Consider the following 18,267-nt stretch of genomic DNA (forward strand, 5'->3'; position numbering starts at 1 on the left):
GAGACGCATCATGTACGAGACAACCTATCACCGTCCTTCAAGCGTCGATGACGCCGTGGCCCTTTTCAAGAAAGGCTCCGATTCGAAGTATCTCGCCGGCGGCCACACCTTGCTGCCGGTGATGAAGCAGCGCCTTGCCCAGCCGTCGGATGTGATCGACCTCGCCCGCATCCCTGCGCTGGTCGGCGTATCGGCCACCGCCGACGCGCTCGTCATCAAGGCGGCGACGACCTACTACGACATCCTCACCAGCGCGGATGCGAAGAAGGCAATCCCCGCCATCGTGCATCTGACCTCGGTGCTCGGTGATCCCGCGGTTCGTTATCGCGGAACCATCGGCGGCTCGATCGCCAACAACGATCCGGCAGCGGACTATCCCGCAGCCGTGGTGGCGCTCGATGCCACGGTGAAAACCAACAAGCGCAGCATCAAGGCCGACGATTTCTTCCAGGGCCTGTTCACCACGGCGCTGGAGGACGGCGAGATCATCACCGAAGTCTCTTTCCCCATTCCGGCAAAGGCGGCCTATTCGAAGATGCGCCATCCGGCGTCGCGCTTCGCGCTCACCGGCGTTTTCGTCGCCAAGACCAAATCGGGAGACGTGCGCGTTGCCGCGACCGGAGCGTCACAGAACGGTGTGATGCGCGTCCCGGCCATCGAGGCAGCACTGAAAGCCAACTGGTCCCCTGGCGCGATCGACAGCGTGACGATTTCGGCTGACGGGCTGATGGAAGACATCCACGGTTCGGCCACTTACCGCGCCAACCTCATCAAGGTGATGGCGCAGCGCGCAGTTGCCGCGGCGGGCTGACAAGTCCGTCTGCAAAATAAAGGCCGCCCTGAGGGGCGGCCTTTGTGTTCTACGAGGGTCTAAATTAGTCGACGATCTGAACCACGCGACGGGTCCGCGGATCGACCAGCACCGTGCGGTCGTTCACCACCGTGTAGCGATAATCGCGGACGCCATACTCCTCTGGGACGTCGTAGTAGGTCACGCCTTCCTCTGGAAGAACGACACCGACCGCGAGGTCGTTCTGATACCGATAGGATGGGCGACGCTGCTCGACCACGTAACTGCGGAAGCGCGGGCGCTGATCGACGCCGAGAACGCCGGCCACGCCGCCGACAACACCACCAACGGTCCCGCCGACAATCGCCCCGACCGGCCCGCCCACGCGTTCGCCCTCGCGAGCCCCGCGTTCGACGCCGCCCGGAACACCCTGAGCCGATGCTGCGGCCGGAATGAGCGCGCTCGCAGAAATCATCGCCAAAGCAACTATGGTTCTCTTCATATCTAAATCTCCCGGTTAAGAATTCTCGGGGAGCACAAGTAGCCCACGGCCGAATAGTTCCTCCCGGCGCAGCGAGATCGCGGAATGGCCTTATTCCGATGGCAGACACCGCACTTATTGATGGCTCTTTGACCAAAACTGGCCTAAAGCACCCCCAATTCATCGATTTCTTTGAAACTGCCGGATGCGCGCGTCGTGCGTGCATTGAGGCGTTTCTCATTCATGGCGGCAACGCCAGCCAAGGTCTCAACGTGAAATCCCTGTCCGCAAGCCCCCCGCTCGCCCGCGCCCTGGCCGAGCGCAATTACAACGATGCAACTCCGGTACAGACCGCCGTCCTCGCGCCCGATGCCATCGGCCGCGATCTTCTGGTGTCGGCCCAGACCGGCTCGGGCAAGACCGTCGCCTACGGGCTCGCGATCGCAAGCGACCTGATGGGCGATGCCGACCGCCTGCCGAGAGCTAGTGCGCCGCTCGCATTGATCGTTGCGCCGACACGAGAACTGGCCTTGCAGGTTCATCGCGAACTGGAATGGCTTTACGCCTATGCCGGTGCGCGCGTCGTGTCCTGTGTCGGCGGCATGGACCCGCAGCGCGAGAAGCGCGAACTCGAGGCCGGCGCCCACATCGTGGTCGGTACGCCGGGACGGCTGTGCGATCACATCCGCCGCAAGCGCCTCGACGTCTCCGAACTGAAAGCCGTCGTGCTCGACGAAGCCGACGAGATGCTCGATCTCGGCTTCCGCGAGGATATGGAATTCATCCTCGAGACCACGCCGGACACCCGCCGCACGCTGCTGTTCTCCGCGACCCTGCCGCGCACGATTCTCTCCATCACCAAGCAATATCAGAACAACCCCTTCCGCATCGAAGTGGCTGGCGGCGACGGCGGCCATGCCGATATTGAGTATCGCGCGATCCGTATCGCGCCGGGCGACGTCGAACATGCCGTCGTCAATGTGCTTCGGTTTTTCGAGTCCGCCAGCGCGATCGTGTTCTGCAATACCCGCAACGCGGTAAACCATTTGCAGGCCGCGCTGCTTGAGCGCGGTTTCTCCGTGGTCGCGCTGTCCGGTGAACTGACACAGAACGAGCGAACCAAGGCGCTGCAATCCCTGCGCGACGGACGCGCGCGGGTCTGCGTCGCCACGGACGTTGCGGCGCGCGGCCTCGACCTGCCCAGTTTGGGCCTCGTCATTCATGCCGACCTGCCGAACGATCCCGAAGTGCTTCAGCATCGATCCGGCCGCACCGGACGCGCAGGCAAGAAGGGCATCAGCGTGATGCTCGTGATCCCCGCACGCAAACGACGCGCCGAATTGCTGCTGAACATGGCGGGCATCGATGCGGTATGGGGCACGTCTCCCACCGTAGAGGAAATCCGCGCGCTCGATCAGCAGCGTATGCTGCAGGACGCGCTGTTTGGTGAAGCGACCACCGAAGACGATCTCGTTCTGGCGCGCGCACTGCTCGCCGAGCGTTCGGCTGAGGACATCGCAGCGGCGCTGGCGCGGCTCTATCGCTCGCGCCTGCCCTCGCCTGAAGACATTCTCGATCCCGGCCAGGGTGGCCGATCACGCGATGACCGAGGGTCGCGCGAGGATCGCGGGGCAAAACGCGACAGCCGCGAGCCGCGCGGCGACGACCGCGCACCGCGCGCGAAGTCGAAATCACGGGGCGAGATGCCGGAAGGCAGCGTCTGGTTCCGCGCTGCCATTGGCCGCAACAAGAACGCCGAAGCGCGCTGGCTGCTGCCGATGATCTGCCGCCGCGGCGGAATCGGCAAACAGGACATCGGCGCCATTCGTATCTTCGACGGCAGCACCGAATTCGAGATTTCGGCAACCGCCGCCGATGAATTCGCTGCGAAGATCAAGCGCCCCGATAAGGAAGACAATATCCGCATCGAGGCGCTGCCGAACGGACCACAGGGCGACAGCGGCACGTTTGAAAAACGTCCGCGCAAGCCGCCGCACAAGGACAAGGATCTCGGCGCCAAGTCGCGCCGTAATGACGAGCCGCGTTACGACGCGAAACCTCGTTACGACGACAAGCCGCGCTTTGAGGACAAACCACGCTACGACAAACCCAGCCACAGCGGAAAACCTCAGCGGGACGATGCCCGCCGCTTCGAGGGTCCGCCTCCGCGCAGCAAAGGCCCGAAGCCCGGCAAGAAAGCCGACCGCCAGACTTGGCCCGATGTCGAGAGGCCGACGTTCAACAAGAAGCCGAAGAAAAAGAAGCACCGCAAAGGCGCGTAAAACTTAACGCCTGGCGATCATCCGCCTCGCGCATCACTGACGGGCTCGTCCGGGAAGCCCGTCAGGTTAAAGCGTCACGCTCGCTGAGAGTTTCACGAATGCGCAGGTTCCCGCGGCTTGAACTCAGCCGCATGGAGCTTCACGAAGTCGCGCATGTTCGTTGGTGGTTTGCCGGTGAGCTTGCGCATGGTGTCCGTCATGCGATCGTAACGTCCCTGCCGGGTCAACTCGACCATCGCCGAAAGATGGCTGACGACGTGCTCAGGAAACCGCGCCTGCCGAAGACCCTCGCTCCACGCCGGGAGCGGGACATCGCGATATCGGATGGGCCTGCCGAGCGCCTCTGAGAAAATGCGCGCATAATAGTCCAGATCGGCAGATTCCGGCCCGGTCAGATCGTAGATCTGTCCGATATGCGGTGCGGGGTCGTCGAGGATCGCTGCCACCGCGCTTGCCACATCGACTGCAGAGATCGGCGAAATCTTGCCGCCTCCCATCGGCAGCATCAACGCGTCCGAGGCCCGCACGCTGACGCCGGCAAGGACAAGAAAGAAGCCTTCGAAAAAGACTGTCGGCCGCACCGTGACAACCGGCAGTCCCGACCAGGACAGAGCCTGCTCCGCGAGCCAATGCAGCTTGTGCTGAGGACTCTCGGTGCTCTCGTTGATACTCATTTGCGAGACCGTCATCTGCGACATGTTCACGAAAGCCTCGACGCCGTGGTGGCGCGCCACCGCAGCGGTGTTGATCGTGGCTTCCAGGTAAGCCGCCGAGACAGACATTCCGAAATAGATCCGCCCGCAACCTTCGATGGCGCGGTGCATCGAGTCGAGGTTTGTCAGGTCGCCTTTTACGACCTCTGCACCGAGCCGCCGCAGGACGTCGGCGCGTTCGTCCTCACGCCGAACCAGGGCGCGCACCTTGTGCCCCTTTGCGAGCAGGAATTCGGTGACGTTGCGGCCGACGCCGCCTATGGCGCCGGCTGCGCCGGTCACGAGGATCGGTTTGTCGAGTTTGTATTTCGTCGTCATGATGCTGACCTTGGATTACGTTCAACGATGCGAACTGGGGCGATACGTTAGCGCGTCGGCACTCCGGCCTGCCGCATGACGAAGCGCTGGATCGGCGGGATAAGGATCATCAACATCGGTACGATTACGACGTAGCTCGTTGCCGCGGCCTTCAGCCAACGGGCCGCGAAATCGGGCTGGAAGCCATAGTTCAAGGCGAGACCGATGAACGACATGCTGGTCGAGGTAATGAGGCCGGTGATCAGGGAGATCGTGGGTCCGATCAGTTTGGGGGGAAGGGCCATTTGCCTGCTCCTGGGGATGGGTTATTATTTAGACGACGTATAACTTATACAATGTAAAAGCAATAGGACCCGATGCCACGAACTGCCGATCCGGAGCTACCTCACAAAATCTTGAAGGCCGCCGACGCCCTGTGGCAGTCAGGCGGCGAGGAAGCGGTAACGATCCGCGGCGTTGCGGCGAAAGCGGCGACCACGACGCCGACGGTCTATAGCTATTTCGCCGACCGGGAGGCGCTGCTGAAGGCATTGCGCACGCTCGCCTTTCAGCGCTTCTCGGCCTATCTCGGAAAATCGCGCGACTTCCGGGACGCGTGCGTGCGGCATCTCGAATTCGGCACCAGCCACCCTCGCGATTATGAATTGCTCTACGGGCGCGGCTGGATGGAGCGTGTCACAACAGATGCACAGGGGGCCGAGATCAAACGATACACCGCCCATCTCGTGCGCGCCGGTGTGGACGAAAGCAGGGCCGCGAACGTCGCGTATCCTGTTATGATGATGCTGCACGGCGTGGTGATGCATCGGCTCCTGAACAAGAAGCCGAGCCCCTTGGGCCGGACGATTGCTGCGGCTTGTCTAGAAGCCTGCATGACGCTGCTCGAAAGCGCGCGGCAGCGGAAATAATCGAGGGCTTCTTCACCGGGTTTATCCAAGCAACCCGGCGAAGTGAAGCGCAACGCCTGCCGCCGCGCAGGCTGCAAGGGTCTGCAACATTCCGGCATTGAAGCGGAATATTGCAACCGCCGCGGCGACGGAAAGCGCAAGCGCCCATGGGTCGACGCTGGTGAGCACCGGCGCATCGAACGACAGCCCGAAGCGCTGCACCGGAAACGTTGCGCGGAAGACCGTGTGGACGGCGAACCAGATCGCCAGATTCAAAATCACGCCAACCACCGCCGCCGTGATGGCCGACAGTGCGCCTGCAAGCGCCTTGTTGCCACGCATGGTTTCGATGAACGGCGCGCCAAGGAATATCCAGAGGAAGCATGGCGTGAACGTCACCCAGGTCGCCAGCAGGCCGCCAAGCGTTCCTGCGATCATCGGCGGCAGCGTGCCGGGATCACGGAAGGCGGCCATGAAGCCCACGAATTGAAGCACCATGATCAACGGGCCCGGCGTTGTTTCCGCCATGCCGAGGCCGTCCAGCATTTCGTGCGGTTTTAGCCAGTGATAATTCTCAACCGCCTGCTGTGCGACGTAGGCCAGCACGGCATAGGCCCCGCCGAACGTGACCATGGCCATCTTGCTGAAAAACACCGCGATCTGCGTAAAGACATTGCCATGTCCGAGTAGCAGAAAGAGTAACGCCACCGGGATCAGCCAGAGCAGCAGCCAGACCGCCGCGACACGCAGGGAACTCGCCACGCTCGGGCGCGCGTGTAGCGGCAACTCATCGCCAAGCAGACTATCCACGAGCGCGGTGGACTTATCGCTGCCGTGCCCGCCACCCGCTGCGAACGCGGCAAGACCTGCGCGGCCGCCGAAAAACCCGATCAGCCCCGCCGCCAGAATAATCACGGGAAACGCCACATTGAAAAAGAAGATCGCCACGAACGCGGCGGCCGCCAGCCACTGCATCACACGGTTTTTCAGCGCCCGCTTGCCGACGCGGAAGACGGCCTGAATCACGATCGCCAGAACAGCCGCCTTAAGGCCAAAGAACAGCGCAGCGACAAACGCCACATTGCCGAACGCAGCATAGATGTAGCTCAGCGCCATGATGGCGATGACGCCCGGCACAATGAACAACCCGCCGGCCATAATGCCGCCGCGCGTACGATGCATCAGCCAGCCGATATAGGTCGCAAGCTGCTGCGCTTCAGGACCCGGCAACAGCATGCAGTAGTTCAGCGCATGCAGAAACCGGCTCTCCGAAACCCAGTGCTTCTCTTCGACGAGGATGCGATGCATGACCGCGATCTGCCCGGCGGGGCCGCCGAAGCTGAGCAAGGCGATCCGCAGCCAGACCCAGAAAGCCTCCCCCAGGGTGGGGAAGCTGGGTGTGCTTCGTTCCGTGGAGATTGAAGACGTTGCGGCAGCGTCGGTCATGACTTCACTTTTGCCTTATGCGATGGCCAGTTGTGGGTTTCGTCGGTTGCGTCCCGGCACCAGCGATAGAATGCATCGTACAGTGCCATGCCGGCTTCAAGCTGTTTCAGGTCATCGGAGTACATTCGCGACAGGCCCAGCGACGCCGCAAGCAGACCGGGAGCCTCGGGCGAGAGATCGAGCCGGGCCGTGTCCGCAGCCCGAACCATCGTCGCCAGACGCTTGAGCGGCGCGGTCTCGAGTCCGAATTCCTCGATCATCACGTCAAACGTGCACAGTTCGCCGCGATGACTCCAGAACACGTTCTCAATGTCGAATGAAACAGCTCCGAAGCGCGCTCCGACGGCTTCAACTTCCGAAGCGGCCACGAACAGAAACACCGCCGATGGATCGATGAAGCGGCGGATCAGCCACGGGCAGGCGATCCGGTCGATCTTGGGGCGCGAGCGGGTTACCCAGACCGTCCGGCCTTGCGGATCTCGATCAGGGAGCTTTGAAGCAGGGACCAACGGAAGACCTTCTTTTGCCCAGGCTTCGATGCCGCCTTCAAGAATATTGGCGGAAGCGCCAGCATGACGAAGCCATGCTGCAACACCCTCACTGAGTTTCTGCCCTCTCTTGCAAATTGCCACGACGGCCTGGCCGGACAATGCCGATGCCCACGCGGCGGCTTGCGCATAATCGCTCCGCCTCGCGCCGGGTATCAGATGCGGATCAGCCTTGAAGTCCTCGTCAGTCCTGACGTCGACGAGAATGGGGCACGCGGGCGTGCCGATCAAACGGGAGAGCTTTTCGGGGGGAATTGCATTGATAGCTGACATGATGCGTCCTTGTTGAAAAACTGGACGCGATTCTTGGGCATGTCGCCTTGTGGGGAGATCGCTTTCCCCATGGCCTCAAGTACAGCCAAAGAGCGACATTTTGTCAATTGCGAACGGGGTCGGGCTGATGCCCCGGGAGGTTGTTGGCGGAGAGGGAGGGATTCCCGCCTATCACATCGACTGACGCCGAAAACCCTGAAAATTAAGGCTTCGCGAAAACCCGGTTTCGGTTGTGCGGCCACTTTTGTGTACCACTTTCCGGGGGTTTGCAACCCTTCCGAAAGCACAGGTCTCGCGGGCGCGGGTTGAGAATGGTCCGCATCCGCGCCGAGAGGCAAGGTGAAACGACCAAGCCACCCAATACGAATTCCGCTTGGCGCGCAGGTCCGACTCATCTCGGTTTGAAAACCGATCGCACGCTCAGCGACGCATTTGCTTCCCTCATTTTGGGGGCGGGGACACCGGTGCGGCGACGGAAGGCTGGCCCTGCGGCTTGGCGGCAATCGCATCCTTGAGCCAATTGACGCTGAAACCAATGACAATCGCGAGAACGAGCGCACCGATGCCGCGGTAATAGGTCTGCTCGCGCTCGATGGCATGGATCCGGTCGCCGAGGGACTTGTCCTGATCCTTCAGCTTCTTCGACAAGCCCGCGAAGGATTGCAGTTCGCCGGCCACCGAGGTCACGGCTTCGATGTCGATGCCCTTGTGAACCGGACCGTCCTTCTTGTAAGCGGTCTCCCGATCGAGGCGGGCGAACCAGATAAGGAAAATCGGCTGGCCGCGTCTGATGTGGATCGGGACCGGCCCGGCATTGAAGACTGCGAAGGTCAACTGGCCACGGTAGCCGGGATCGACGTGGAATCCCGACACATTCACCAAGCCCTTGAACTTGATCCTGGCCCGGATCGAGATGAACGCGATCGCGGCCGCCGGCACCGACACTATCTCCTCCGACAGAAGGAATGCGAACTGTCCGGGCGGAATGGTGAAGGCTTCGCCCTCGGCGAGTTTGCGCACGGTCACAGTGGTCGGATCGACGGACTGATCGTTTGGAGACACGTACACTTCGGGTCCGACCGCCAAGGTGTACGCCGCGCAATCGATCCGATCCGGAGAGAACGGCGCGATCAGGTCGGGCAGGCGCTCGGTCAGCGTTTCACCGCTCCAGAATGGTCCCGCTTCGCTCGTCATGGCCGATTTCCCCGCGTGATTTTATGGTTATTGTCACGTCCAGCCGCCATCCGGTGGCCCCGTCTCCGACGATGGTGACCCAAGCGGACTCTGAAGATGATCATACTCGGACATGGAATTGATCTCGTCGAGGTCGCAGCGCTGCGCCGATGGATCGAAGATCCTCGCGATCCCCTCCTTCCGCGCTGCTTCACAGCCGAGGAGATCGCCGAGATCGGAGACGGGCCGGAGCGGGTCGAACGGCTGGCCGGCCGCTTCGCCGCCAAGGAAGCGGTGCTGAAGGCTCTCGGCACAGGTTTCGGCGCCGGCGTAGCGTTCAAGGATGTCGTGGTTCGACGCCGACCCGGCGGGCCTCCGGAAGCGGTTTTGGACGGAGGGGCCGCCTTGGCCGCGCGAGATCTCGGCGTCACCGGTTGGCGGCTGAGCATCAGCCACGCCGGCGGCATGGCCATCGCCAGCGCCATAGCGCTGGGCGACGGGGCTCAAGCCGCGCTCCCTTCGGCGGGGCCGAGATAGTCGATGCGGCGAGCGTCGAGATCGACCGCGATCCGCCCGCCCCGGCCGGCGTGGACGGCGCGCCAGACCTCGAAGCCCACAAGGATCGCTTGCTCCCATTCGCCGGTCGTGCGCCGGTTGACTTCCAGATGCGAGGTCATGTCCTTGATGGTCCGCAAGAGCTGAAAATCCAGCCGCCCCACCCCTTCGAGCATCCGATGCCGGCGGGCGTAGTCGAAAGCCAGCGCGGCGACCCCCTCCTCGATCACGGCAGCCCGGCCACCGTCCTCGACCTCGTCGAGCAGCGGCCTGCTTTTTCGTTTCCGACGGATCAACGCCCGCGTGACTGGCGACCATGCGAGCACGGCGGCATACGCGAAGTGGAAAACGTCGTGAAAGCGGTAACCGTCCGGGTCGTAGGCATTGTCCGTCATTTCCGAGCCGAAAGGCTCTCCGTCGATGACGACGCGGACGCGCTGCCGTCCGGCGCCGTCACTGTCGATGAGATGGACCTCGAATCTGCGGGGCAGACGTTCGACGTCCGGAAGATCGGCATCGAAACTATCAAGTACGGCATCGTCGGAAAGGAAACGGCCGCGGGTCTTCTCCAGGTTGGCCACGGCCACGTCGTCCAGCGCCAGCCCGAACTTGCTGGCGACGTTCGCGACGTACCACATGAGGTCGCCGAGCTCCTCGGAAACGCGCTCCTTGAAAAGCCGGTGGGCTTCGCCATCGCGTAAGTGCTTCTTGTATTCGCTCAGCAGTTGCCCGGTCTCGCCGGCGAGACCCAGCATCGGCACGATGAGGGAAGCCACGTCGTCGTCGCCGTGTGCCGGCACGCGATCGGTGCGCAGCGCTTCCTTCTGATACGTCTCGAAGTCCATGCTACGCTCCTTCGCTATCCGGTCGCCCGCACCTTCGATGCGATCGTCCGGATCTTGTCGTTGATCTTCCATTTCGGCGGATAGAACGGATCAATCCGCTCGGAGATCGGCTGGAATTTCTGTTTGATCCGTGTCCGGCCGGTCTTCCCGATGACCTGCGGGTGAACGACGCGCGCATACTTGTCGACCTCGCAGAAAAGGTTCTGGCAATCGATCAGTTGAAGCCGGCGACCCCATAAGGTTTCGAAGTCCAGTCCGTACCGCTCGAACTCACGCTCCTGAACATCGGCCATCACGCGGATGAGCTCGGGCTCGTTCAAGCCTCCCGGGTCGACGAAGCACTTGCGCAGGCCGTCGCGGGCACCCGGGCCTGGAACGACGAAATCCATCTCGCTGAAGTCGGTGATCTCGCTGTAGTTCACGTCGATGACGAACTGATAGGCCAGGAAGTCGCCGATCGTCGGATACGACCTCAACTTCTCGAACCCGTCCTGCATCGAGCGAGCCTGTGCGAGACGATCGGGAAGGCGATCTTCCATCATCCGCTCCAGCATCAGCAGATTGTTCTGATGCTTGGCCGGCCGGCCAAACGCGGCGCTTCCCGGCGGCATAATGTATGCGGCGGAATAGATCCGGTCGCCGGCGGCTTTCGCGCGCGTCAGGACCTCGTCGAAGCGGTCGAAACGATAGCTTTCGAAGGTGATCGGACCGAGCGCGCTTTCCAGAAGCTCCCAGGTTTCGATCTTGTTGAACAGCTTGAACAGCAGGATTCGGAAGAAAACCTCGGAAGGGGTCTTCGGCAGATCCTCGCGGTAGATGACGTTCCGGATCAGATACTGGCTGACGCGGTCGGAGGCTCGGTAGGCGTTGGTGAACTTGTAGGTCGAGATGACGGCATCCTGCGTCCACGGACTCGCCTCGGCGCGGGTTCTGCGAAAGAACACCGCCTGTCGTTCCGCGGCAAAGCGCCAGTAGCTCTCATAGACCTCGGAAACCTTCGCGGGAGCCAGGTGTCGGAAGACGAGCGGCGATGGCGGCGGCTTGCTCGGCGATGGCGGCACCTTCGGTTTCGTCGTTCCGCCGCGCAGTTCCGCCGCCGGCGATTTACGCGCCCTACCCCTCAAGCCGAAGCTCCCCTCGCGCTTACGCTCGGACGCGGGGACTTCGAAGGAACCGGCGGCGGCTCGACCGCGGCGCGCGCGACGGCGATCAGGGGCGCCAGCGACGCGTCCGTCTTCCTGACGCCATCGAGCTTGGCGACGCCGACGGTGACGTTGAGACGCGCGAGTGGAAGATCCATCTCATGAGCCATGAACGCGCCGAGCCGGGCGAGACCGAGGTAGTTGCCGTAGGCTTTGTCGAACACATACTGCGTGGCGTAGAAGGCGTTGACGACGAGTCCCTCCTTGGTGGGCACGAAGGAGAGGTGCTGGAGGCACGGAAAGCCAAGACGGGCCGTCTTGATGTGATCGCGGGCGGGATCGAAGATGGCCACCTGCAGCATCGTGTCGCGGACGCCCGCTCTCTCGTTGTAGCGGGACAAGATGAATTCCAATTGATTGCCGTCGCACGGCACCGCCTTGCTGAAATTTGTCATGCGCTCGAAGTAGAGTCCCCGTCCGTTGGCCGCGCGATTCATCGCCACGTAGCGCGGAAAGGCTCCGGTATACAGCGAAAAGAGCCGACTTCGATCGCCTCGAGCGATCTTCCACAACCTGTCGGGAAAGATCGTGAAGGCGACGGTGTCGACGGAAATCTTGTTCTTGAGCTTGAGGGTCTGGTCGAGGGCTCCGCGGACGCTCGTCGTCTCGGCGGCGCCACCGTCGGCGTCGAAGCCAGTAAGACTCAAGGTCAGCGGCGACAGCTCGGTCCGACGGCTGTCAAAAATCTGAAGGAACAGACGCGCCCATGCGCGGGAAAGGTTGGTGTCGGCGATGATCGTCGGTTCGTCGGCGTGCGAATTTGACTTACTCATCAGGATCATCCTCCAAATGGCGGTATTGGGCCAGTCCCACGTATTCCTTGGACGCGATTCGAACGAAGGTGGCCCAATCGCCGGCGGTCGCCCGGACGATGCCGGGCCGCACCGTGCGGAAGACGCGGCCGTGCTCGATGTCGCGTTCGCGGACGAGCGCATCGCCACCGACCTCGGCATGCTGCGGCAGCAGCAGCAGCGAGCCGACCTCCGCGTCGAGCGTCGGCGAGACGCGATGAACGTCGGCGAGAAAAAGCGGATCCGGAGTGAGTGCGCCCAGCAGCCCGGCGCGTATCGCGTTGGGCGTCGTTCGCTTGAGGATCTTGGCCCGCCCGAGCGCCAGCATGTTCACACCGACCGAGAGGTGCGTGAGAAGCGTGTTGTAGCCGACGCCGAATTCGCAGGCGATCATGAACATCTGCGCGGGAGTGGCCGTCGCCGGCGCCCAGCCGCGGGCTTTGAAGGCGCGCCGTAGCCCGATGGTCGGCATCAGCATGAAGCCCGCGAACGTGTCCGCGAGAAACTCCTTGGGGTCCTCCCACGGCTTCGCTTTCGCGTCCTCGCGGAGTTCGTCGATCGACGTGCCATGGTGGAACACGTGGTGCGCGAGTTCGTGCGCGCAGTTGAACGCGCGCCGCGGCAGCGGCCGTCGCGCCGATAGATGGATGCGCGGCTGGGCGCCGCGCTGATACATCCCTTCCATGTTGATGTAGTTGAAGCGCACGTTCACGCCGAGCGTCTCGCAGATGCCGTAGATGCACACCGGTCCCGACTGACCGACGCCCGCCTTGGCGCGCGTGGCGGCAGCGGCCTGCATCGCCTGGATCGCCAACGCCCGCCGATCCACGTTCGGCTTGTTCGTCCGCTGCATCATGATCAACTGTCGCCCCCCTCGTCTTTATCGTTCCGCATGACCGCGAGCAGTTTGAGCAGCCGCTGGAGATCTTCCGGCTTGAGCTTGGAGAGTTCGCGGGCGGCAAGTTCGAGGCGCGGGTCTTCCGCATCGACGGAGTCGGGGACTTCCCGCAGGAGCCAGGCGACGCTCACGTCGTAGAGGCCGGCCAACTTCGCCAGTTCGTCGGCCGAGACCCGCCGGTTGCCCGCCTCGATCTCGGAAACGGAAGGCCGATGTAGCCCGAGGATGCGGGCGACATGCCCCTGCGACAGGCCGGCGAGCTTCCGCGCTTCCTTGAGACGTTCGGCGATCTGACCGCGTTTGTTCGAATCCTGATCGGTCATGCTGCTGCTTGCTTTTCGCCCTGCTTCTTTTGGAGCTCGCACACGAACACCGCGATTTCCTCGATCGAACGCGGCGCCTTCGTCGTCTCGTCGATGAAGATGTTGACGTCATCGGGAATCGGAACGTTGATCTCGGTGGCCAGGATCGTCGTCGCGACGGGCCACACTTTGCTGTCGAATTCCGGGACGGCTCCGACGGGTTTGGTCGCTCCGGTGAGCGGAGGGCATTCCAGTTCGCTGTCGGTTTGGATTTGCCCGATGATCGCGATGAGCGCGTCGACGAGTTGTTTGGGTTCCATTTGACCTTTCCCTATCTGACGAATGGTAAGATAATCTTACATTCGATTTCGTCAAGGGGCCTGATGCGGGTCTTTTTCATCTGCAACCATCTGTACGGAAAGGCGTTGTTTACCTGGTTGATTTTGTTGATGTACGTCTCTGTACGGAAATACTTGCATGTCAGAAAAACTTACCATATTTTCTGACGCAGAGGAGCGGAACCATGAATTCGGTAGCGGACAGGATCTTGCGACACGTTCGAGCCAGAGGCCCGGGCAGCGTCTTCACGCCTTCGGATTTCATACGCTTCGGCAACCGCGCTGCGGTGGATCAGGCCCTTTCCCGGTTGTGCAAGGACAAGCGGCTTCGCCGTATTGCTCATGGTCTCTACGATTATCCCCGCGTCCATGCGCGATTGGGCGACTTGGCGCCGGCTCCCGATGCGGTCGCCAAAGCTTTCGCGCGCGAGACCGGATCGAATCTGCAGATGACGGGCGCTCAGGCTGCCAACGCGCTCGGGCTGTCCACGCAGGTGCCGGCGCGCAGCGTGTATCTGACGGACGGTCCGTCGCGCCGCGTCGTGCTCGGCAAGCGGACCGTGGACGTCCGCCACGCTTCGCCGAAGCATCTGATCGCGCCGGGCAGCATGGCCGGCACCGTCGTTCAGGCATTGCGCCATCTGGGGCCCGACTCTGCCGCAGCCGTGGTCGATGCCGCGGCCACGCGTTTGAAGGATTCCGACCGGCGTGCGCTGGCCAACGGCATCAAGCAGGCGCCGGCCTGGATGCGGCCCGCGATCGACCAGATCCTGCAGCGGACGGCCGCTTGATCCGTGGACAAGGTCGCCAAAACGCAGGCGGCGGACCGCGCCGCCCTCTTCAACGAGGCGGGCGCGGCCCGCGGCCTGGCGAACGCCATCATCGAAAAGGATTTCTGGGTGTGCTGGACGCTGAAGCGCCTGTTCGGCATCCAAGGCGAAGACTCGCCCGGTCTCGTCTTCAAAGGCGGCACCTCGCTCTCGAAGGCCTACGGCGCGATCCGCCGTTTTTCGGAGGATATCGACCTTTCCTTCGACCGGGCCGATCTCGGCTATGAGGGCGAACGGAATCCGGAAGAGGCGTCGTCCAGAAAGAAGGCCGATCGGCTGATCGACGACCTGGTCGCCGACGTCGAAAAACATATCGCGACCGTGGTGCTGCCGGACCTGACCGCGGCCGTCGCAGGCGAGTTGGGCCCGGCCGACGAGGCCGGCTGGAGCCTCGATATCGAGCCGGGCAATTCGCAGAACCTGATCTTCGAGTATCCGGCGAGCCTTTCGGAAAAGGACTACGCGGGCTTCGCGTACATGAGCCGGAGGGTGAAGCTCGAGTTCGGCGCCCGAGGTGATCCCTGGCCGACCGAAAAGCGGCAAATCGAGTCGTACGCCGCCCAAGAGTTTCCCGACCTCTTCGAAGAGCCCGCATGCACCGTCGACGTCCTGGCCCTGCGGCGCACCTTCTGGGAGAAGGCGACCGCCCTTCACGCCGAACACCACCGCGACCTCGGATCGGCGACGCCGCAGTATTTTTCGCGGCACTACTACGACCTCGCGACCTTGGCGGAAACCGACGAGGGCAAGGAAGCGATGAAGGATGCGGATCTGCTGAAGCAGGTCGCCGACCACAAATCGGTGTTCTTCCGCTCGGCCTGGGCGAGCTACGACACCGCCCGGGCCGGTACCGTGCGGCTCTCGCCGCATCCGGACCGGATCGCCGATCTACGCGCCGACTATCGCAAGATGGCGCCGATGATGTTCGACGATCCGCCGCCGACCTTCGACTATGTTCTCAAGCGGATCGCCGACCTGGAGAAGACCATCAACAGCGCATGATGGCGGAACCGCCGCCCCGCGAGGCCGGTCACGGAACGACCGGAAGGTCCCACAACGCGGCGAACACGGCCTTCAGTTCGGTATCGCCGCAGAACTCGCAGCGATCGCGTCGTGCCTTGAGCCTGCGCACCGGTGTCGGCGGCCGCCAGGGATCGAGTTGCAGATAGTTGGACGGCGGCGCCTCGTCCGGAGACTGGCTTCTCATCAGATCCAGCACCATGAGGCATCCCGCCAGACTGGACACGAAGGCGAAGGGTGCCAGCGCCTGCCTGCCTCCCCCCGTGGTCACCGGCGCGGAGCCGCAGCGCGCCTTGGCCAGACTGTCCATCGACTTGCCGAGGAAGGTCTCGGCAGGCGCGCCGAAATTGCGGGACAGCGCGGCGGCGGTGTCGACATCCACGATCCGCCGCCTGACCTGGTCGAGCGTCAGGCCAAGCAGAGCGGCGACGTCGCGGTCGCGCGCGTCCTCTTCGGGTATGTGCGGGTAGATGCACGAAAGGCACGCATATCCGGTGGGCTGCCTGTGATGATGAGCGACCACCGCGGTGACGTCGGTGGTCGAGGCATCGAAGACCTCGAACGGCATGTCGGCCTGAATCGAACGCCGCCCGGGGCGGCTGTCGACCGTGACGAAGACGCGGCGGATGCGGCCGCGCTTGCGCAGCAGATCGTGGAACGTGCCGACGAACGGTTCAAGGACGGTGTCGCCGATCGCGGCCCGCGCGACCAGTCGTCGGGCCTTCGGGTCGCCGACATCCTCCGCCTCATAGAAGAAGCACCGGTTGAGATTGCCGTCCGAGACGTTCTTGCCGTCGACGACGGTGAGGCGCCCGGAAGTCCGCACGGCCTGGAGCGCCCACAGAAAAGCCGTCCCGACGCCGCCGCATCCGGCCAGAACATCGTCGTCGAATACGATCGGCGAGTGGCGCGACGGAATGCCGAGCGCGCGAAATCCGACGCCGAACGGATCGGGGGACGCCCTCCCGATCGCGCGGGCGACAACCACGCCGGCGGCGTAGCACGCGCAGATCCGCTCGTTGAACCGCGGGACCGCGGACCATTCGGGCCGCTCGACCGCGGCGCCGACGGTCAGCCCGTCGTCGCGCATCGAGGCGACCAGCCTGACGGGCGCGCCGGTGGAGGCAGGGCCGCCGACCGCGATCTCGATATCCGGAGACGCCCCGCCATCCGCGATCTGAAGCGTCTTTCCGATCAGTTGCGACAGATCGGCGGCGAAGGCAGCCGCTCCGGGGTGGGCGACGGTGACGGCGACCTTCGACTGCAGCTTCTCCGAGGCTTCCTCCTCGTCGATGCCGAGCAGGCTGGCCAAGGCTTTGCGATTTTCCTCGGCGGCGTTCAGCATTATGCGACCTCCACGACGTCAGGCACGTCCTCGTCCGGAACCGCGATCCACATGTCGTCGTCGGAAAGGCGGTACATCGCGGTCTGGTCCATGAAGTTCGCAACGGTGGCGCCGGCGCCGAAGCGGGGAACCACCAGCGACAAGGCGCCGCGATTGCGGACGATGGCCCATTCGTCGTCGGCTTCGGAATGGAAGGCCCTGCCGGGGTGGGAATGCACCTGCGCCACTACCTGCAGCCGGGTGCGCCGCAAGTGGGCCATGAGATCCTTCATCGCCGCCGGAGGAATGCGGAAGAAATCCTTTTCGGCGATCTGGTCCGGACGGTACGCCTCCTCGATGCGCTCCGCGCCGCGGGGCCCGCGGCCCAGCCACAGCACGACGGCTTCGCATTCGACGGCGCCACCGCGTCGCAGGACGTCGATCGTGCGCGCGACGATCTCCTTGGGGACACGGACCGTCATGCGCCGACGATCTTGCGCAGCGCGCGCGTGATCTGACTGACGATGCCGAGAATGTTGTTTCCCTCTTCGGCGCGGTAGGTGTCCCAGACTTCGTGACGATGGCTCGAATGAGTGTGGAATTCGCGCACGCCGCGCATGCAGACGAACGGCCGGCCGGTCTGTTCATGCGCCGAGTGATTGAAGATCGAGCCGGCCAGCGGCTGGACCTCCGCTTCCGTCAGGAAGGCCCCTTCCGGCGAAAGAAGCGCCACCGAGGGAGGCGCCTCGTTCCAGTTGTCGCAGTCGACGCGAAGGCGCAGCGGCCGCTTGGCCTCGATCGTGAGATCGAGCAACGGATACGCCGCCGACCAGAGCGTCCACCGCTTCACCCGCAGATAGTCCGGCGTCAACAGCGCGATCTCGGCGTCGAACTTGGCCTTAGAGGCTGCCGGATGCACCTCCGCCCCCCTCGGGCTTGTGCCACTCGATCTCGACGATGCCGTGCAGGCCGTTCTCGCCGAAGGTCTTGGAGGGATCGATCGGCCGGTTCTCGACCTCGGCCACCCAGTCGGCGGTGTTCGTGAGTTCGAGCTTGACCTTCGCGCGCTCGAGGACGTGCGCGACGATCTCGTCGCGATGCGAGCGGTTGTAGTCGTCCGCATCCGGATAGAATCCGCTCGGCGTGATGACGGCCACCGCGACCGGCTTGTCGGCATGATGATGGCCGGGATGTTCGACTGCATGTTCGAGAACCGTCATGGCTTTCTCCAGACGAGGGTTGATTCCCGGG

Annotated in this window: 22 protein-coding genes; 6 read left to right on the top strand and 16 right to left on the bottom strand. The window is 63.3% G+C overall.

All coding sequences use genetic code 11. The annotated features are described in order from the left end of the window. The first annotated feature begins 10 nt into the window (after window positions 1-10). Entirely contained in the window at window positions 11-811 is an 801-nt protein-coding gene (locus HMPREF9695_RS21750; protein ID WP_006023064.1) for an FAD binding domain-containing protein, read from the top strand. A 64-nt stretch (window positions 812-875) separates the two neighbouring features. Here HMPREF9695_RS21750 and HMPREF9695_RS21755 read toward each other — a convergent pair whose 3' ends face one another. After that, window positions 876-1,292: a DUF1236 domain-containing protein gene (locus HMPREF9695_RS21755; protein WP_006023065.1), complete on the bottom strand. Its 417-nt coding sequence runs from the start codon at window positions 1,290-1,292 to the stop codon at window positions 876-878. A gap of 251 nt (window positions 1,293-1,543) precedes the next feature. On the opposite strand from HMPREF9695_RS21755, the gene HMPREF9695_RS21760 reads away from it, so the two are divergent. Continuing rightward, window positions 1,544-3,553 (top strand): DEAD/DEAH box helicase, encoded by a 2,010-nt coding sequence (locus HMPREF9695_RS21760; RefSeq protein ID WP_041713299.1) that lies wholly within the window; start codon window positions 1,544-1,546, stop codon window positions 3,551-3,553. A 92-nt stretch (window positions 3,554-3,645) separates the two neighbouring features. Here HMPREF9695_RS21760 and HMPREF9695_RS21765 read toward each other — a convergent pair whose 3' ends face one another. Beyond that, window positions 3,646-4,584, bottom strand: coding sequence for an NmrA family NAD(P)-binding protein (locus tag HMPREF9695_RS21765; RefSeq protein WP_006023067.1), 939 nt, complete (start codon window positions 4,582-4,584; stop codon window positions 3,646-3,648). 47 nt (window positions 4,585-4,631) lie between these two features. After that, window positions 4,632-4,868, bottom strand: coding sequence for a DUF2798 domain-containing protein (locus HMPREF9695_RS25995; RefSeq protein ID WP_006023068.1), 237 nt, complete (start codon window positions 4,866-4,868; stop codon window positions 4,632-4,634). 111 nt (window positions 4,869-4,979) lie between these two features. On the opposite strand from HMPREF9695_RS25995, the gene HMPREF9695_RS21770 reads away from it, so the two are divergent. Further along, the gene (locus HMPREF9695_RS21770; RefSeq protein ID WP_041713032.1) at window positions 4,980-5,492 is read left to right on the top strand and encodes a TetR family transcriptional regulator; all 513 of its coding nucleotides are present in this window, start codon (window positions 4,980-4,982) and stop codon (window positions 5,490-5,492) included. A 21-nt stretch (window positions 5,493-5,513) separates the two neighbouring features. Here the strand turns inward: HMPREF9695_RS21770 and chrA are convergent, their stop codons facing one another. The 3 genes from chrA to HMPREF9695_RS21785 all read right to left on the bottom strand — a co-directional run bounded on the left by chrA (window position 5,514) and on the right by HMPREF9695_RS21785 (window position 8,932). Next, entirely contained in the window at window positions 5,514-6,917 is a 1,404-nt protein-coding gene (gene chrA, locus HMPREF9695_RS21775; protein ID WP_006023070.1) for a chromate efflux transporter, read from the bottom strand. Further along, a complete protein-coding gene (locus HMPREF9695_RS21780; protein WP_006023071.1) occupies window positions 6,914-7,738 on the bottom strand; it encodes a chromate resistance protein ChrB domain-containing protein in 825 nt (274 codons plus the stop codon). Before HMPREF9695_RS21780 ends, chrA begins: the two co-directional genes overlap by 4 nt. Window positions 7,739-8,179: 441 nt before the next feature. Then, complete coding sequence (locus tag HMPREF9695_RS21785) at window positions 8,180-8,932, bottom strand: dCTP deaminase domain-containing protein (protein WP_006023072.1); 753 nt, start codon at window positions 8,930-8,932, stop codon at window positions 8,180-8,182. A gap of 96 nt (window positions 8,933-9,028) precedes the next feature. Here HMPREF9695_RS21785 and acpS point away from each other — a divergent pair, with 96 nt between their 5' ends. After that, window positions 9,029-9,448, top strand: a complete 420-nt coding sequence (acpS, locus tag HMPREF9695_RS21790) for a holo-ACP synthase (RefSeq protein ID WP_006023073.1) — start codon at window positions 9,029-9,031, stop codon at window positions 9,446-9,448. Here acpS and HMPREF9695_RS21795 read toward each other — a convergent pair. From HMPREF9695_RS21795 to HMPREF9695_RS21820, 6 genes are read right to left on the bottom strand one after another with little or no spacing between them, the layout of a single operon-like run. Further along, complete coding sequence (locus HMPREF9695_RS21795; RefSeq protein ID WP_006023074.1) at window positions 9,415-10,311, bottom strand: nucleoside triphosphate pyrophosphohydrolase family protein; 897 nt, start codon at window positions 10,309-10,311, stop codon at window positions 9,415-9,417. The genes acpS and HMPREF9695_RS21795 overlap by 34 nt on opposite strands. 14 nt (window positions 10,312-10,325) lie before the next feature. Then, complete coding sequence (locus HMPREF9695_RS21800; RefSeq protein ID WP_006023075.1) at window positions 10,326-11,435, bottom strand: nucleotide kinase domain-containing protein; 1,110 nt, start codon at window positions 11,433-11,435, stop codon at window positions 10,326-10,328. Beyond that, a complete protein-coding gene (locus tag HMPREF9695_RS21805; RefSeq protein WP_006023076.1) occupies window positions 11,432-12,286 on the bottom strand; it encodes a thymidylate synthase family protein in 855 nt (284 codons plus the stop codon). The genes HMPREF9695_RS21800 and HMPREF9695_RS21805 overlap by 4 nt, the downstream gene beginning before the upstream one ends. Then, window positions 12,279-13,160 (bottom strand): ImmA/IrrE family metallo-endopeptidase, encoded by an 882-nt coding sequence (locus HMPREF9695_RS21810; RefSeq protein ID WP_051055039.1) that lies wholly within the window; start codon window positions 13,158-13,160, stop codon window positions 12,279-12,281. Before HMPREF9695_RS21810 ends, HMPREF9695_RS21805 begins: the two co-directional genes overlap by 8 nt. Before the next feature lie 2 nt (window positions 13,161-13,162). Then, window positions 13,163-13,525 carry a helix-turn-helix domain-containing protein gene (locus HMPREF9695_RS21815; protein WP_006023078.1) on the bottom strand — a complete coding sequence of 121 codons (363 nt, stop codon included), beginning with the start codon at window positions 13,523-13,525 and terminating at the stop codon, window positions 13,163-13,165. Beyond that, window positions 13,522-13,824 carry a hypothetical protein gene (locus HMPREF9695_RS21820; protein ID WP_006023079.1) on the bottom strand — a complete coding sequence of 101 codons (303 nt, stop codon included), beginning with the start codon at window positions 13,822-13,824 and terminating at the stop codon, window positions 13,522-13,524. Before HMPREF9695_RS21820 ends, HMPREF9695_RS21815 begins: the two co-directional genes overlap by 4 nt. A gap of 203 nt (window positions 13,825-14,027) precedes the next feature. On the opposite strand from HMPREF9695_RS21820, the gene HMPREF9695_RS21830 reads away from it, so the two are divergent. Both HMPREF9695_RS21830 and HMPREF9695_RS21835 read left to right on the top strand, forming a co-directional pair. Then, window positions 14,028-14,633 carry a DUF6088 family protein gene (locus HMPREF9695_RS21830; RefSeq protein WP_006023080.1) on the top strand — a complete coding sequence of 202 codons (606 nt, stop codon included), beginning with the start codon at window positions 14,028-14,030 and terminating at the stop codon, window positions 14,631-14,633. 3 nt (window positions 14,634-14,636) lie between these two features. Continuing rightward, window positions 14,637-15,674, top strand: coding sequence for a nucleotidyl transferase AbiEii/AbiGii toxin family protein (locus tag HMPREF9695_RS21835; RefSeq protein WP_006023081.1), 1,038 nt, complete (start codon window positions 14,637-14,639; stop codon window positions 15,672-15,674). 28 nt (window positions 15,675-15,702) lie between these two features. On the opposite strand, the gene HMPREF9695_RS21840 is transcribed toward HMPREF9695_RS21835, so the two are convergent. From HMPREF9695_RS21840 to HMPREF9695_RS21855, 4 genes are read right to left on the bottom strand one after another with little or no spacing between them, the layout of a single operon-like run. Beyond that, window positions 15,703-17,037 (bottom strand): ThiF family adenylyltransferase, encoded by a 1,335-nt coding sequence (locus tag HMPREF9695_RS21840; RefSeq protein ID WP_006023082.1) that lies wholly within the window; start codon window positions 17,035-17,037, stop codon window positions 15,703-15,705. Continuing rightward, window positions 17,037-17,498 carry a Mov34/MPN/PAD-1 family protein gene (locus HMPREF9695_RS21845; protein WP_006023084.1) on the bottom strand — a complete coding sequence of 154 codons (462 nt, stop codon included), beginning with the start codon at window positions 17,496-17,498 and terminating at the stop codon, window positions 17,037-17,039. The genes HMPREF9695_RS21840 and HMPREF9695_RS21845 overlap by 1 nt, the downstream gene beginning before the upstream one ends. Further along, a complete protein-coding gene (locus tag HMPREF9695_RS21850) occupies window positions 17,495-17,935 on the bottom strand; it encodes a hypothetical protein (protein ID WP_006023085.1) in 441 nt (146 codons plus the stop codon). The genes HMPREF9695_RS21845 and HMPREF9695_RS21850 overlap by 4 nt, the downstream gene beginning before the upstream one ends. Next, complete coding sequence (locus HMPREF9695_RS21855; RefSeq protein WP_006023086.1) at window positions 17,916-18,236, bottom strand: hypothetical protein; 321 nt, start codon at window positions 18,234-18,236, stop codon at window positions 17,916-17,918. Before HMPREF9695_RS21855 ends, HMPREF9695_RS21850 begins: the two co-directional genes overlap by 20 nt. Between the last annotated feature and the right edge of the window lie 31 nt (window positions 18,237-18,267).

Source organism: Afipia broomeae ATCC 49717 (genome assembly GCF_000314675.2).
Taxonomy (GTDB): domain Bacteria; phylum Pseudomonadota; class Alphaproteobacteria; order Rhizobiales; family Xanthobacteraceae; genus Afipia; species Afipia broomeae.

Excerpts from the sequence above, each read along its gene's own strand:
- HMPREF9695_RS21840 (WP_006023082.1), bottom strand. The coding sequence starts at position 17,037 with ATGCTGAACGCCGCCGAGGAAAATCGCAAAGCCTTGGCCAGCCTGCTC.
- HMPREF9695_RS21820 (WP_006023079.1), bottom strand. The coding sequence starts at position 13,824 with ATGGAACCCAAACAACTCGTCGACGCGCTCATCGCGATCATCGGGCAA.
- chrA (WP_006023070.1), bottom strand. The coding sequence starts at position 6,917 with ATGACCGACGCTGCCGCAACGTCTTCAATCTCCACGGAACGAAGCACA.
- HMPREF9695_RS21795 (WP_006023074.1), bottom strand. The coding sequence starts at position 10,311 with ATGGACTTCGAGACGTATCAGAAGGAAGCGCTGCGCACCGATCGCGTG.
- acpS (WP_006023073.1), top strand. The coding sequence starts at position 9,029 with ATGATCATACTCGGACATGGAATTGATCTCGTCGAGGTCGCAGCGCTG.
- HMPREF9695_RS21805 (WP_006023076.1), bottom strand. The coding sequence starts at position 12,286 with ATGAGTAAGTCAAATTCGCACGCCGACGAACCGACGATCATCGCCGAC.
- HMPREF9695_RS21755 (WP_006023065.1), bottom strand. The coding sequence starts at position 1,292 with ATGAAGAGAACCATAGTTGCTTTGGCGATGATTTCTGCGAGCGCGCTC.
- HMPREF9695_RS21810 (WP_051055039.1), bottom strand. The coding sequence starts at position 13,160 with ATGATGCAGCGGACGAACAAGCCGAACGTGGATCGGCGGGCGTTGGCG.
- HMPREF9695_RS21765 (WP_006023067.1), bottom strand. The coding sequence starts at position 4,584 with ATGACGACGAAATACAAACTCGACAAACCGATCCTCGTGACCGGCGCA.
- HMPREF9695_RS21780 (WP_006023071.1), bottom strand. The coding sequence starts at position 7,738 with ATGTCAGCTATCAATGCAATTCCCCCCGAAAAGCTCTCCCGTTTGATC.
- HMPREF9695_RS21750 (WP_006023064.1), top strand. The coding sequence starts at position 11 with ATGTACGAGACAACCTATCACCGTCCTTCAAGCGTCGATGACGCCGTG.
- HMPREF9695_RS21785 (WP_006023072.1), bottom strand. The coding sequence starts at position 8,932 with ATGACGAGCGAAGCGGGACCATTCTGGAGCGGTGAAACGCTGACCGAG.
- HMPREF9695_RS21830 (WP_006023080.1), top strand. The coding sequence starts at position 14,028 with ATGAATTCGGTAGCGGACAGGATCTTGCGACACGTTCGAGCCAGAGGC.
- HMPREF9695_RS21855 (WP_006023086.1), bottom strand. The coding sequence starts at position 18,236 with ATGACGGTTCTCGAACATGCAGTCGAACATCCCGGCCATCATCATGCC.
- HMPREF9695_RS21815 (WP_006023078.1), bottom strand. The coding sequence starts at position 13,525 with ATGACCGATCAGGATTCGAACAAACGCGGTCAGATCGCCGAACGTCTC.
- HMPREF9695_RS21845 (WP_006023084.1), bottom strand. The coding sequence starts at position 17,498 with ATGACGGTCCGTGTCCCCAAGGAGATCGTCGCGCGCACGATCGACGTC.
- HMPREF9695_RS25995 (WP_006023068.1), bottom strand. The coding sequence starts at position 4,868 with ATGGCCCTTCCCCCCAAACTGATCGGACCCACGATCTCCCTGATCACC.